Annotated in this window: 9 protein-coding genes and 6 pseudogenes; 8 read left to right on the forward strand and 7 right to left on the reverse strand. The window is 66.6% G+C overall.

Annotated elements, in window-relative coordinates:
- Positions 1-141: 141 nt before the first annotated feature.
- Both ACFZP7_RS00195 and ACFZP7_RS00200 read left to right on the forward strand, forming a co-directional pair.
- Positions 142-585: pseudogene (locus ACFZP7_RS00195) on the forward strand (transposase family protein); the annotation flags it as partial.
- 76 nt (positions 586-661) lie between these two features.
- On the forward strand, positions 662-1,918 hold the full coding sequence (locus ACFZP7_RS00200) for a hypothetical protein (RefSeq protein WP_385633426.1): 1,257 nt from the start codon (positions 662-664) through the stop codon (positions 1,916-1,918).
- Positions 1,919-2,018: 100 nt separating this feature from the next.
- Here ACFZP7_RS00200 and ACFZP7_RS00205 read toward each other — a convergent pair.
- The 3 genes and pseudogenes from ACFZP7_RS00205 to ACFZP7_RS00215 form a co-directional block, all read right to left on the reverse strand.
- A pseudogene (locus ACFZP7_RS00205) lies at positions 2,019-2,364 on the reverse strand (transposase family protein); the annotation flags it as partial.
- Positions 2,365-2,778: 414 nt separating this feature from the next.
- Complete coding sequence (locus ACFZP7_RS00210) at positions 2,779-3,162, reverse strand: VOC family protein (protein WP_385633427.1); 384 nt, start codon at positions 3,160-3,162, stop codon at positions 2,779-2,781.
- A gap of 233 nt (positions 3,163-3,395) precedes the next feature.
- Complete coding sequence (locus tag ACFZP7_RS00215; protein ID WP_385633429.1) at positions 3,396-4,532, reverse strand: IS701 family transposase; 1,137 nt, start codon at positions 4,530-4,532, stop codon at positions 3,396-3,398.
- Positions 4,533-4,635: 103 nt separating this feature from the next.
- Between ACFZP7_RS00215 and ACFZP7_RS00220 the strand changes: the two genes are divergently transcribed.
- Positions 4,636-5,400, forward strand: coding sequence for an IS5 family transposase (locus tag ACFZP7_RS00220; protein ID WP_385633431.1), 765 nt, complete (start codon positions 4,636-4,638; stop codon positions 5,398-5,400).
- 30 nt (positions 5,401-5,430) lie between these two features.
- Here the strand turns inward: ACFZP7_RS00220 and ACFZP7_RS00225 are convergent, their stop codons facing one another.
- Positions 5,431-6,039 carry a hypothetical protein gene (locus ACFZP7_RS00225; RefSeq protein WP_385633433.1) on the reverse strand — a complete coding sequence of 203 codons (609 nt, stop codon included), beginning with the start codon at positions 6,037-6,039 and terminating at the stop codon, positions 5,431-5,433.
- A 638-nt stretch (positions 6,040-6,677) separates the two neighbouring features.
- Here ACFZP7_RS00225 and ACFZP7_RS00230 point away from each other — a divergent pair.
- Positions 6,678-7,076 carry a hypothetical protein gene (locus tag ACFZP7_RS00230; RefSeq protein WP_385633435.1) on the forward strand — a complete coding sequence of 133 codons (399 nt, stop codon included), beginning with the start codon at positions 6,678-6,680 and terminating at the stop codon, positions 7,074-7,076.
- Positions 7,077-7,146: 70 nt separating this feature from the next.
- On the opposite strand, the pseudogene ACFZP7_RS00235 reads toward ACFZP7_RS00230, so the two are convergent.
- A pseudogene (locus ACFZP7_RS00235) lies at positions 7,147-8,005 on the reverse strand (IS5 family transposase).
- A gap of 338 nt (positions 8,006-8,343) precedes the next feature.
- Here ACFZP7_RS00235 and ACFZP7_RS00240 point away from each other — a divergent pair.
- Complete coding sequence (locus ACFZP7_RS00240; RefSeq protein ID WP_385633437.1) at positions 8,344-8,784, forward strand: MarR family winged helix-turn-helix transcriptional regulator; 441 nt, start codon at positions 8,344-8,346, stop codon at positions 8,782-8,784.
- Between the two features lie 83 nt (positions 8,785-8,867).
- Positions 8,868-9,953, forward strand: a complete 1,086-nt coding sequence (locus tag ACFZP7_RS00245; RefSeq protein WP_385633439.1) for an FAD-dependent oxidoreductase — start codon at positions 8,868-8,870, stop codon at positions 9,951-9,953.
- A gap of 28 nt (positions 9,954-9,981) precedes the next feature.
- Here the strand turns inward: ACFZP7_RS00245 and ACFZP7_RS00250 are convergent.
- Positions 9,982-10,241: pseudogene (locus ACFZP7_RS00250) on the reverse strand (transposase); the annotation flags it as partial.
- Between the two features lie 568 nt (positions 10,242-10,809).
- Between ACFZP7_RS00250 and ACFZP7_RS00255 the strand changes: the two are divergent.
- Both ACFZP7_RS00255 and ACFZP7_RS00260 read left to right on the forward strand, forming a co-directional pair.
- Positions 10,810-11,426, forward strand: a pseudogene (locus ACFZP7_RS00255) (transposase family protein).
- Between the two features lie 378 nt (positions 11,427-11,804).
- Positions 11,805-12,188: a hypothetical protein gene (locus ACFZP7_RS00260; RefSeq protein WP_228901792.1), complete on the forward strand. Its 384-nt coding sequence runs from the start codon at positions 11,805-11,807 to the stop codon at positions 12,186-12,188.
- Between the two features lie 9 nt (positions 12,189-12,197).
- Here the strand turns inward: ACFZP7_RS00260 and ACFZP7_RS00265 are convergent.
- Positions 12,198-13,072, reverse strand: a pseudogene (locus ACFZP7_RS00265) (IS5 family transposase).
- Between the last annotated feature and the right edge of the window lie 25 nt (positions 13,073-13,097).

A 13,097-nucleotide genomic window follows, 5' to 3' on the forward strand; every position in this document is an offset into this window, starting at 1 on the left:
CCCAAGGTCGACAGCAGCGGAGACATCGAGCCTTTTCCAACCTGACGGCGCTGGCCGCATGTTGGACGGATCCACGAAACGACGAAGCTCCTGGTAGACGGGTTCTCGACCAAGATCGCCCGCAGCCACCAGGAGCTTCGGGTGCTCGTCTACCCGTCGTCGATCGACCTGTCCAGTCGCACTCTGCGGTGCCTGACCGGACGACTCGCCGTCCCGCGCGGGGAGATCGGAACCCGATGGCGGCGTCTGACCGCTGGTCGTCAGGCTCTCCTCACCCTGGCCCATTTGCGATGTGGCGACACGTACGCCCGGCTCGCAGCCGGGTTCGGTGTCGGCATCGCGACCGTGTACCGCTACATACGAGAGGCCGTCGAGGTCCTGGCCGCCCTCGGCCCCACTCTGGCCGAGGCGATGCACATCGCCCGGACCAAGGCGTTCGAGATTCTGGACGGCACTCTGCTGCCGATCGACCGGATCGCCGCCGACACCCCGTACTACTCGGGCACACACAAACGTCACGGCGTGAACGTCCAGGTCCTCACCGATCCCTTCGGACGGCTGCTGTGGGCCTCGCCCTCTGCCCCCGAACCTGCCCTCCCGGACCTTCCCTGAGGTGGCCGGGATCGGTACCACGGTGTCGTTGTGGAAGAAGGGAACCCCCATGCATCCCCGTGAACGGCTGGACAAGGCCGACGAGCCCGGCCGGGTGCTCCGTCCCCCGCGCGACACCTCACCCGGCGCGGTGTCCCACGCACAGGACGGAGCGTCGGCGCCCTCGGACGCGGCCTACCTGATCCGGCTGCAACGTGAGGCGGGCAACCAGGCCGTGGTCCGGGCACTGTATGGGAGCGGGCAGGCGGTGAGTGTCCAGCGCATGCCGCAGCGACCCCCGGCACCGCCCGCGCCCCCGCTTCCGCCGATGCTGGGTTCCCGGACCCCAGCGCCGGCCGCCGCCGCGGCCGCGAGCGATACGGAGTTCGAGCTGCCGACCGAGCACGCGGGCATCCGCTCCACCGTGCCGAACGGCAGGCTGCCGCTGCGGAACAAGCTGCTGGTGCGCCAGGTGTTGACCAAGTACCTTGGCGTGAACCGGCTCGACATCATCGAGCAGATCAAGGTCCGCTACGCGCAGGTGAACGGCGAGGAGTTCGTCGAGACACCGGACATGGTCGCGCTGCGCAGGGGGCATCGGCCGGGGTACAAGGACTCCGACGCGTACATCGCCGACAACGGCGGCGGGGCCGCGCCGTCGCACTGGCCAGTCATCCCGGGCGGGGCGGTCAAGGTGCACAAGGGCAGCCTGGAGAGCTTCCACCTTGCCCCGCCCGGCTCGGCGTTCACCGGCCTGGTGCGGTTCGGCGGCCACGACGACAACGGCGCCCCGACGGAACCGAAGATCATCCTGTTCCCCACCCAGAGCACCGGGGAGTACCTGAAGCAGGGCGTCGCGGAACATGCCAAGGAGGACGAGGCCGAGCAGCCGGAGATCCTGAAGCAGTCGCGGGTGTACCAGAACCGCTACTCCGAGTACACGACGCACGCGGCCTCGGGCGCCCTGTCCAGCCACGGCAAGCTCTCCAGCCGCATCGAGGACAAGAAGAAGTACGCCGACCTAGTGAAGGACCTCGAAGCGGACGATCTCCAGGGCGCGGGCATGACCATCGGTTTCACCGTTATCAAGGGCGCGGGGTCGGCCGCGCACAAGTACTCCTTCGTCTCCCGCAGCAGCAACAACCACACCTTCGACCTCGTCTCCCACGAGGAGAAGTCCAACCTGACCCCCATAAAGCTGATGCGGCTGAGGACCGAGCGGAGCCAGGCGTTCGGCCACCTCTTACTCAAGGCCAACGGTGAGGGCAGCATCACCCGGGAATGGGGCGAGAAGATCATCTCATCGGTCAACGCCGCCGTCGGCTAAGGGGTGTCGCGGAACGCGATCGGCGCTGGATTCCCGCCATGATTCTCCCCGTCGAGAGCTTCTCTTTGTCCGATTTCCAGGCGAGGCGCCCTTTTCAACCTCACGCTGACGCGTGATGAAGGACGAGGACGGCCTGGACGATCGCTGTGATGCGGTTGGTGCTGCAGCGAAGCTTCCGCAGGCGACGCCAGCCCTTCAGCGTGGCCATCGCCTGCTCGCCAAGGCACCGGATCTTGGCATGCGTGCTGTTGTGTCGGCGTGGCCACCGCTTGAGGCGACGGCTGCGGAAGGCCAGCCTGATAGAGCCGCCTGCACCCCCGATACGCTTTGTTGGCCCAGCACTTGAGGTCAGCCTCGGCGAGTGCTTCGACGATGCCGTGGGTGCGGGCGGCAGTCAGGTCGTGAGTGGAGCCGGGCAGCGTGGGCGAGGCCCACAGCAGCCGTCCGCTCATTGGGCCTTTTCCAACCTCAGCCTGAGGTATTGAGTGGAGGCTTTGAGGCTTGCGGCCCCACGACTGTTGGACGCGTGAAGGGAAAGTAGTTGCACATTGAGTGGATTTGGGTGCTACCGGTGGCGCTGCTCCTGGTGGCGTGAGATTACGGGGGTGTGGCGCGGCTGATGTGGGATATGCAGCCAGACGCCAGGCGGCGTACATGGCCCGGTCCGACGGGGTTTCGCGTGATCGCCGGGATCCTGGCGATCGCCACTCGTCTCATTCAGCTGGCCCACGGCTGAGGGCTTAGAACAGGAGTCGCACGGGGGCCTCGTACAACCTGCCGACCAGATTGCCCAATTGGGCTGACAGACAGGTGAAGCCCCTAGTACTGCAGCCGCAGTTGCTGTGACCGCTGGGCTCAGGTCACGAGGACAATGCTGCTCGCTCGGATTCGGCCAGCAGTATGCAGAACTCGTTGCCTTCCGGGTCGGCGAGAATCACCCAGCCCCAGCCGTCGGGCTTGCGGTGATCGGCGACCAGGGAGGCGCCCAGCTTCAGCAGCCGCTCAACCTCTGCGTCCCGTGAGGTATCCGGGCGCAGGCACAGATGGAGCCTGTTCTTGGCCGACTTCGGCTCTGGGACCTCGTTGAAGTGCAAGGCCGGGCCGCCGGGCAGCATGATCTCCGTCTCGTCGTCACCCGGAGCGGCCTCGGGATCCAGCGGGTGTCCGGTCACATCGCTCCAGAACCGCGCCAGTCGGTAGGCGTTTGCACAGTCGATCGCTATGTTCGTCACCGTTGAAGGCATGCGCGCGATCCTGTCGGAGCGGCGCTCCGCCCGCCACCGGAATATGGCCGCACCCGCGGACTGCAGCCGAGATTACGGGGGTCTACGGCCTCGGCGGCGGTAGTGGCTGAGACGGGCACGGTGTTGATGGCGGCGCCGCCAGCGTGACCAGTGCAGGATGTGACCGGCTTCGTGCCGGACGGCGTGAGCGAATCTGGTCAGCAGACGGCGGATCTCGTTCACACTCAGCGGGATCAGGTCGCGGCTGGGTCCCCCTTTTCGTGCTCAGTCGCGCGGGTGGCGGCCAGGTGGGCGGCGGCGGCCATGGCCAGGGTGATGTGCCGGTACCAGGCCGGGTATTGGCGTACTTGGTAGTGGTCCAGGCCGGCCTCGTTCTTCGCGGCCTGGAAGCACTCCTCGATCGCCCAACGGGCGCGGGCGGCCCGCACGATCTCGGCCGACGCCGTGCCTCTTGGGGCGTGGGTGAGGTAGTAGGCGCGCTCACCGTCGGCGAGGCTGCGGCGGATCAGCAGTGCGTCTTCGAAGTCGTCGTCGCCCTCGCCGGGCAGCGGGACCAGGGCCCAGGCGTATTCGCGCAGGCCGTGGGCGCCCTCCCCGGCCGAGCGGATCTCCCAGGCGTGCTCCGGCAGGATCGCCGAGATAGTGCGGGCGTTCTGTCCGCGTGGCCCACATCGATGCTTGCAGGAGATCGCGAGCACGTAGCTCAGGCGCTGCTCGGCCAGCCAGCCTCGCAGGACGGGGTCCTGGCCGTATACCTCGTCGCCGGTTACCCAGCGAAAGGGAAGCTTCGCGGCGAGGGCCCGCTCCAGCATCGCGCGAGCCAGGGCAGGCTTGGTGTGGAAGGTGACGTCGTAGCCGATCTTCGCGTCCGCCCGGCGGGCCGGATCCTCGATCCAGGAGATGGGCAGGTACAGCTCGCGGTCGATCAACGCCCGTCCCCTGGTGGAGGCGTAGGCCAAGAACACGCCCAGCTGGCAGTTGTCGATCTTCCCGGAGGTGCCGGTGTATTGCCGTTGCACGCCGGCCGACCGGATGCCCTTCTTGATGAAGCCGGTCTCGTCCACGGCCAGCACGCCGTCCTCGGCACCGAGGTGCTCCAGCACGAAGCCGCGGACCTCGTCGCGGACCGCGTCGGCGTCCCAGTCGGCCTGGTTCAGCAGCCGTTGCATGCCGTCCGGACACAACTCGCCGGCCTGCTCGGCCAGCGTCCAGCCGTTCTTGCGCTCCAACGGCGCGGGCAGCCCGTGCAGATACTCCCTTGCCCGCCGACGCGACTCGGACCTGCGGAAATGCCCGCCGATTCGAGCATTGAAAGCGTCCAGACCGGCCGCCCAGCGGTGCACCTCGTGAACCGTGACGTCCCCACCCATGCACAGCTCAACGAGTAGCCAGACCGACCGTCACAGCAACTGCGGCTGCAGTACTAGTAGATGGGTTTTCGACCAAGAGAACCGTCTCCACCAGAGGCTTCGTGTGCTTGTTTATCCGTCCGGCGTCGACGTGTCTAGCTCTGCCCTCCGCTTCCTCGCCCAGCAGCTGCGGCGGCATCGTCGAGCGATCGGCTCCCGCTGGCGGCGGCTGAGCGCCGGCCGCCAGGCACTCCTCGCGCTCGCCCACCTGCGGGTGGGACAGACCTATGCCCAACTCGCAGCCGGATTCGGAGTCGGCACCACCACCGCATACCGCTACGTTACCGAGGCCGTCGACCTCCTGGCGGCCCTCGCGCCCACCCTGGCCGACGCAGTCCGGACCGCGTCGACGAAGGCCTTCGTGCTCCTGGACGGCACGCTGCTGCCGATCGACCGTATCGCCGTGGACCGTCCTTTCTACTCCGGGAAACATAAGAAGCACGGGATGAACGTGCAGGTCATTGCGGATCCATTCGGCCGGCTGCTGTGGGCCTCACCAGCTCTGCCCGGCGCCGTTCACGACGTCCGTGCGGCCCGCGAACACGGCATCGTGGACGCTTTCACCAAGGCCGACGTCAAGTGCTGGGCCGACAAGGGCTATCGAGGTGCCGACGGCACGGTCCGTACCCCCTGCTGGGGCCGCTGGGAGACGCTTTCAGCAGGCCAGAAGGCGATGAACCGCTCTCATGCGAAGATTCGCGCGCTCGTCGAGCAGGCCGTTGCTACTCTCAAAGCCTGGAGGCTCCTCCGCAAGCTGCGGTGCTCGACCACCCGGATCACCGGCCTCGTCCAAGCCGTCCTCTGCCTGCATCTGGCCAGCTCAGACTGAGAATGGAAAAAGCTCAGTAACGTCAGTCGGTTACCAACCGTGCCCGGTGTGGCGTCCCCACGAGCGCAACAAGCTCCGCATTTCGGCTGGGGGCAGCCCCATCCGGTCAGCCAGTTCGACTCGCTCTTCCCATACGGTCAGTTTCCAAAGCCACTTGATCCTCAGGCCGGCGTTGACAATGGTGAGGAGCATGGCGAGCAGTGTGCCGTAACCGATGAGTGTGGCTCTCAGAGGTGCTGGGCCACCGTCTGACAGTGCGGCCCAGCCGATGATGGCTTGTAGGAGGGTGACATCGAGAGTAATGGTAAGGGTCCACAATGCGTAGAGGGCTCTTAGGCGGAGGCGCACCATTTTACGGAGCAGAAAGTACAGGCGAGTTCGGCTGGCCACCTTGCGCCGTCTTGGCGTGGGTATCGGGACGCCAGTCCGGTGAGCTATGGCGCTCTCTTTCAGTTCGTCGGCGAACATCATATCGAGCTTGTGGCGCTCTGTTCCCAGCGACCGATTGATGTTGACGATCTCAACGGCGCCGACGATCAACAGGGCCCCGACTAGCGAGGCAATGATCGCCCCGTATTCGTGGGTCATTTTGTACTTGTCCGAGCTGAACGCCGAAAACACCGACGTGGCGATGTCCAACTGACCCCCTTATGAGTGCGTCGCAGAGCGTAGCGCGCGGGTAACGGGCCCGGTGGTGCGGTAGTCGAACTGCATGTCCGAGCCTCGGTGGGGTCAGGACCCGCGAGGCCCCGAGCAGTGATGCCCGGGGTGCCCGGGGCCTTGCCATGTGCGGGGCGCGCTGGGCGGCGAGGACGCCGGAGTGGCGCCGATGGACTGGCCGTGCGCCTCGTGGCCAGTCGGTGGAGCAGCTCGTCGACGAGCTGCTGGAGCTGCCCGCGTCGTGGCAGGACGACGGTGAGCTGTGGCCGCTGGGTGACCCGTCCCGCGCTGGTGGCGGCGTGTGTCGGCCCCGCGGCGGCCGTGCTGGAGACAGGGGAGGACGGACGGGCCACATGGTCGTTTCCGGAGACGTTCAGTGGTCTTCCGGTCGTCACCGCGGCGGCCGTCAATCCGGAGCCCGACGATGACGAGCGGACGGTGTGGGCCGTGCGCAGGCCAACCAGCGGATTCCTCAGCCAAGTTGGTCGTCGGGACCATCGCTGCGGGTTCCGTATAGGCTGGTGCGCGTGGATGTGACGGGGTGTCTTGGGTGTGACCTTCTGGCCGGGCGCCGGGAGTTGCCCGGGGGCGTCCTGCACGAGACCGCTGCTTGGGTCGTGAACCACGTCATCGGTCCGATGAATCTCGGCACCTTGATCGTCGGTCCGCGGGAGCACGTCGTGGCCATCGCGGAACTCGACGACACGGCGGCGGCGGAACTCGGCCCGTTGCTGCGCGATACCGCTCGTGTCGTGGAGACGTTGTGCCGGCCTGAGCAGACCTACGTGTGTATGTGGTCGCACGGCCGTGACGCGCGCAAGCACCTGCACATCGCGGTCCAGCCGGTGACCGCGGAGGTGCGGGCCCGCTACGGCGGGCTGCGCTCCGAGCAGCTCCAGGCCCGGATGCTGGCTGACGGTGACGAGTTGGATGTCACGGAGGTCGAGCAGTTTTGCGAGCGGGCTTGCGAGCTGTTCCGAGCGATCACCGACAGCAGCGCCGAACACCGCAGCTGATCACCGCGCGCTCTCAACATGAGGTTGGCAAAGGCTCATCGACTGGCGGGACTGAATCCTGCCTTATTGATCACTTTTGCGACCAGATGAGGATGCTCGCGAGGTGGAGTGCGGCCTGGTAGGCGATCGCAAGCTTGTCGGTTCGCATGGCTAGGCCGCGCCACCGTTTGAAGCGGTTGATGCATCGTTCCACCGTGTTGCGCTGCTTGTATGTCTCGGCGTCGAAAGCGGGTGGTCGGCCGCCGGCCCGGCCTCGACGGAGGCGGTGACCGACCTGGTCGGAGGGCTGAGGGATGACGGCGTATATCCCGCACCGGCGAAGGTAGCTCCTGATCGCGCGGGATGAGTACGCGCGGTCGGCGAGGACGGCATCCGGCCGCGTCCCTGCTCTTCCGGGCCCCCTGCGTGGAACGCGGATGCCAGCCATGACGGACTCAAAAGCCGGTGCGGCACCCGCCTACCGGCGGTTACGCGGAGCGCCAGCGCCCACGCGTACCTGTCGCTGGCCAAGTGGACCTTCGTGCTCAAGCCGCCTCGGGAGCGTCCCAGCGCGTGGTCCTCGGGTTCGGCCTGGCCGGTTGCCCCCTTTTCCCGGCACCGGCAGCATGCTGGTGGACTCGGCAGACGGTGGAGTCCACCGACATAGTCCAGCCGATGTCGTCAACGTCATCGGCCACCGCCAGGAGCGCGGCGAGGATCCGTTCCCAGGTGCCGTCCACGGCCTACCTGAGCAGCCGCTTGTGAGCTGCCTGAAACGAGCCGAACTCGTCCGGCAGGTCCCACCAGGGGGAGCAGGTGCGGTACTTCCGCGCGATGGCTTCAAGGGTTCGGCGGTGATCCGTCCACCGCCACCCAGGGACCGAATCGGCTGGCATCAGCGGCTTGATCCGGTCCCACATCGCATCCGTGATCACTAATCGGACAGACACGTCCGATCAACTGGTCAACCCGTCAATGGGACACACGCGCACTGAGCAACGTCCCGCAGCAGTCGGTCCTCGACGCGGGATGGTCTTGACGCCGATACCCGGCCAGCCGCGCCCTTCTCGTTACAGCCGTAGCGGCGGCGGACACGTTGTGGGGCACGGCCATCCCGAGCCGACCCTCGTCAATCGGGATGACGCATCCGTGCATCCGTTCGATCGCCGAAGCGACCGCTTACAGCTTCTGTGTGCAGAGACCCCGGCACCGCAACCGGTGTGGCCGATGAAGTGGGGCAAAGCCCCAAGACTTGATAGTTAACCTGGCAACAGTTAGCATGCTAACTATGAGTGGATCGAACCGAGAGAGCACGTTGGAGCTGATGCGATGGATTGTGTGGGGGCAGCGCCGCATCGCTGAGGACTGGATACGGGAGCGCGGCCTCACGCACGAGCAGAGCGCCGTGCTGGCGTACCTGTCGAAGAACCCGGACGCCATTCAGCGTGACGTCGCGCGGGCCATGCGCACCAGTGCGCCGAGCGTCTCGCGGCTCCTGGCCGGACTCGAGCGGCGCGGACTCGTGGAGCGCCAGACACAGGAGAGTGACACGCGCAGCCGCCGGCTACATGTCACTCCAGCGGGCTCCGAGCTGATCCAAGGATTCGAAGAGGCCATGGACCGTGTCGAGGAGTCGCTCCTCGCGCCGCTGGACGCCGCAGGGCAGGCGCGACTCCATGAACTGCTGGAAAAGCTCGCGTCCCGGATCGACCCACCCAGCTCCCCCTGAACCGGCTCTACCGCTCCGCACGGCGGCCGGGAGCCTCGCGGACAGGACCGCCAGTTCCTCCAGCAGCAGTAAGGAACACAGGCATGACCCAGATCACGATTATCGGCGCCGGTCTTGCGGGACTGGCACTGGCACGAACCCTGGCAGTTCACGGAATCCCGTCCACGGTGTACGAAGCGGAGGCGTCTGCCCGGGCCCGGGGCCAAGGCGGCATGCTCGACATCCACGACTACAACGGACAACACGGAATCCGTGCCGCCGGCCTGATGAACGGGTTCCGGTCCCTCATCCTCGAAGGCCGCCAGGCGTCCCGCGACGTGGCACCTGACGGCACCATCCTGGCGGACCGGCCCGATGACCCCGCCGGCGGCCGCCCCGAGGTGCAGCGCGGCGAGCTTCGGCAGTTGCTTCTGGAATCACTGCCCTCCGGCACCGTCGTCTGGGGCCACAGGGGTCGGAGCGTCCGGACCCTCGCCGACGGTCGACACGAAATTGCCTTCGCCAACGGATCGACGATCGCCACCAACATCCTCGTCGGTGCCGACGGCGCCTGGTCAAAGGTCCGGCCGCTGCTGTCCGATGCCACGCCCGCCTATGCCGGACGCTCGATGATCGAGACGTACCTGTATGAGAGCGACACCCGGCACCCCGCCACCCTGGCGCTGGTCGGCGGCGGGTCGATGACCGCCTACGACGAAACGACCCGCATCGGTCTCGGCGTGCAGCGCGAGCGCGCGGACACCCTGCACTCCTATGCCATGTTCGACCAGCCGCTCGACTGGTTCGACGGCATCGACTTCAAAGACGGCCCTGCGGCCGCCCGCACGGTCGCGGCGATGTTCGAGGGGTGGGCGCCGGCACTCGTCGCCCTGGTCGCGGACAGCGACATCCCGCCGATCTTCCGCCCCTTGTACGGGCTGCCAATCGGACACCGCTGGGAACATGTGCCAGGCGTCACGCTCATCGGAGACGCCGCCCACCTGGCACCGCCGGACGGCGAAGGAGCGAACTGGGCACTCTACGACGCGGGCCAGCTCGGCAACGCCATCGCGCAACAGCCCGAGAACGTCGACGCGGCCATCCGCGCCTACGAAGCCGCGCTCTTCCCACGCAACATCGACACGGCGACCGCCGCCGCAGCCTACTACCCCGAATTCAAACTGCACTGACCCACAGCGACGGGACAACGCGGAGAATTCACCGCAGGCGTTGGACGTGGCGGTGGGTGAAGAGGCAGGTGGCGAGGCCGAGGAAGGGACTCGTGGATGTCGTCGCGTCGATTCCCAGCGGATGCGTAGGCGGCGGAAGCTGTGGAGCCAGGCGATCGTGCGCTCGACGACGTAGCGGAAGATGCCCAGGCCGGTGCCTTGTGGCTCGCCTCTCTTGGCGGTCACGGGGCGGATCCCTCGTTGCCAGAGCTGGCGACGACGGTACTTGTCGTGGTCGTAGCCGCGGTCGAACGTGCGGGGCACGTTCTTCCTGAGATCCCTGCCATTATCGGTGTCTCTGCCGCTTTGGGGCATTATCTTTCTCGGTACATGGTCCCTCACGGATGCAAGTGTAGAGCGGTCCGCTTCAAGCGGACTTGGTGCTGCCGCCATGTGGCTTGTCATCATTTTTGCTGGCGCGCCATAAAAGCAGGATTTAGGGGGAAGTGACGAAAAAAGGACCCCACGGGCTAGGATGCTTTACTCTCATTAAGGCGCAAATAGGTGCCCTCCTTACTGCTAATTTCGAGAAAGTGGGAGAAACTGATCCATGGGTAACCTGGGGGCAGTCGAGCTTGCGATCATCCCCGGTTTTTTGCTCATTATTGTCGTCTCCGTCGCGGCGATCAACTACACAGTGCGACGGCCAAACAAGGGCTAAGGTGCGACACTCTTAGATTGGCATCTTTTGGTTCGCCAGTCGTTTCTTTGAAAACTCGCTGGCGCATTGAGCGTTACGGTAGCCGAGGGTGGCCGGAGGCCGCCGATGACAGCTAAAGGGTGTTGCAGAAGGCCATGATCTGGGCATCTCCGTCGTATGGCTGGGGTGTTGAGGGCCGAGCGGGTGTGGGTGGAGACGTTCACGGGGCTGCGGACGGACCAGTTCGGTCGGCTGCTGAAAGCCGAGTGATCCAGCGGCTCGGCCCGCTGCTTGCACTCGAGCCGGCCCGAGCCTGCGCCGATGCCACCGACCGGCTGTGGATTGTCGACGGCACCCTCGTCCCGGTCCGCGACCGCAAGGTCGGAGCGTCCTCCCGAAACTACCGGTTCTCGGCGAACGTGCAGGTCATCGTGGACGCCGAGACACGTCTGGTGGTGGCGACCGCCCGTCCGGTACCCGGCAACACGGCGGACGCGAAAGCCTGGCGGGACTCCGGCCTGGCCGAGCACTGCGAAGGCGTGACGGTCCCCGGCGACGACGCCTACATCAACACCGGCCTCATCGTCCCGCACCGCAAACGCCCCGGACGGTCCCTGCTCAAGGGCGAGGAAGAAGACAACGCGCAGCATCGCAAGGTCCGCGCCCGCGTCGAGCACACCTTCTCCCGCATGAAGAACTACAAGATCCTCCGCGACTGCCGGCAACGCGGCGACGGCCTCCACCACGCCGTCCAAGCCGTCGCCCGCATGCACAACCTCGCCCTCGCCGCATGACCGCACAGCCCCGAACACCCGCTCCGACCCGCGTGATCACGGCCTTCTGCAACACCCTTTAGGCCGTGTATCGAAAGTGGCTGGTAGCGGCCTGTGGGGCATGTTCGAGAATCCTGGAGCTGCTCGCAGCGCGGACCTGCGATGATGTCCGTCATGGGTTCCGAGCCGCGCACTGATCTCGCTCGTCACTATGACTCAGGGGGCTGGTTGGCTCGGTTCGCGGGTCGGATGCTTGTGGTCTGTCCGCGATGCGGAGGCCGTGCTCTCGTGATCCCCCGACCTGGCCTTTCTGAGCCCAGATACTTCAGCGAGCTCCTGTTCCAGCCGCGTCGTCTGGCGTGTGGAGGGTGCGGTGCCGTCGCCGATTGGAAACCTGAGATGCAGGGGGCTGGTCTGGTCGGCGCGGTGCTGGGTGGTAGCGAGGATCCGTTCTTCCAACGGCCTCTGTGGCTGCAGACCCGTTCCGCCGGTCACATCTTGTGGGCCTACAACGAGGAGCACGTTGACGAACTGTCCGCCTACGTCGGGGCGCGATTGCGGGAGCGTGGCGGCGCACGGCCGACGATGTCGATGTTCGCTCGGCTGCCGGCTTGGATGAAGGTGTCGGACAATCGCGGGGAGGTGCTGGCCGGCCTGGAGACGTTGCGGGCGCTGGCCGAACGGATGGCGCCTGCCGACCGCTCCGATGCCGCGCACGGGCGCGGTGACCGTCCCCGCGTGCGCAGGAGTATGTACTTCCGGGGCGGCCCTTATGAGTCTTGAAGGCCCTGCTCACAGCCATTCGTTGATGGCTGCGATGAGGACGGTTGCCTCGTAGCGGACCGCGAGCTTGTCATATCGCGTGGCGACCGCCCGGTGCCTCTTGAGGCGGTTGATCCCGCACTCGACCGCGTGGCGCTCGCGGTAGTCGGCCGGGTCGAAGTACGGAGGCCGGCCGCCGCGGGAGCCGAGCTTCTAGCGGTTGCGGGCCTGGTCGGTTTTGTCCGGGATGGTGCATCGGATCCCGCGTCGGCGCAGATATGCGCGGTTCTTGCGGGAGGCGTACGCCTTGTCCGCGCGGACCCGGTTGGGGCAGACGCGTGGCCGGCCCGGCCCGAGGCGGGGCACGCGGACCTTCTCCAGCACCGGTTCGAACTGCGGCGAGTCCCGCGCTGCCCGGCTGTGATCACGATCGGCATGGGCTTTTGGCCCTGCTCGACGGCCAGGTGGAGCTTGGTGGTGAACCCGCCGCGCGAGCGTCCCAGCCCGTGATCACCGGGCTCGGTAAACACGCCGCCCGGTGGTTCTTTCTGCAGGTCGCCCTGCTTGCGTGCCCCAGCCGCGTGCTGATGGGAGCGGCACACCGTGGAGTCGACGCTCAGGTTCCAGACGATCGCGCCTTTCGCGTCGGCCAGGGACTGCAGGCGGGTGAGGATCCGGTGCCAGGTGCCGTTGCGTTGCCACCGGCGGAACAGGTCGTAGACCCGGCCCAACGGCCCGTACTCGACGGGCACATCCCGCCATGGGACACCGGTCCGGACCCGGGACCGTATGCCGTCGATCAACTGCCGCCGGGACCAGACGGACGGCCACCCCGGCTTCCTCCCCTTCGGTAACAACGGCGCCAGCACCGCCCACTGCTCGTCCGTGAGATCTCCCCGACCCATGAACCGTGATCATTCACAGTCCAAG

Source organism: Streptomyces sp. SudanB5_2050 (genome assembly GCF_964272335.1).
Taxonomy (GTDB): domain Bacteria; phylum Actinomycetota; class Actinomycetes; order Streptomycetales; family Streptomycetaceae; genus Streptomyces; species Streptomyces rochei.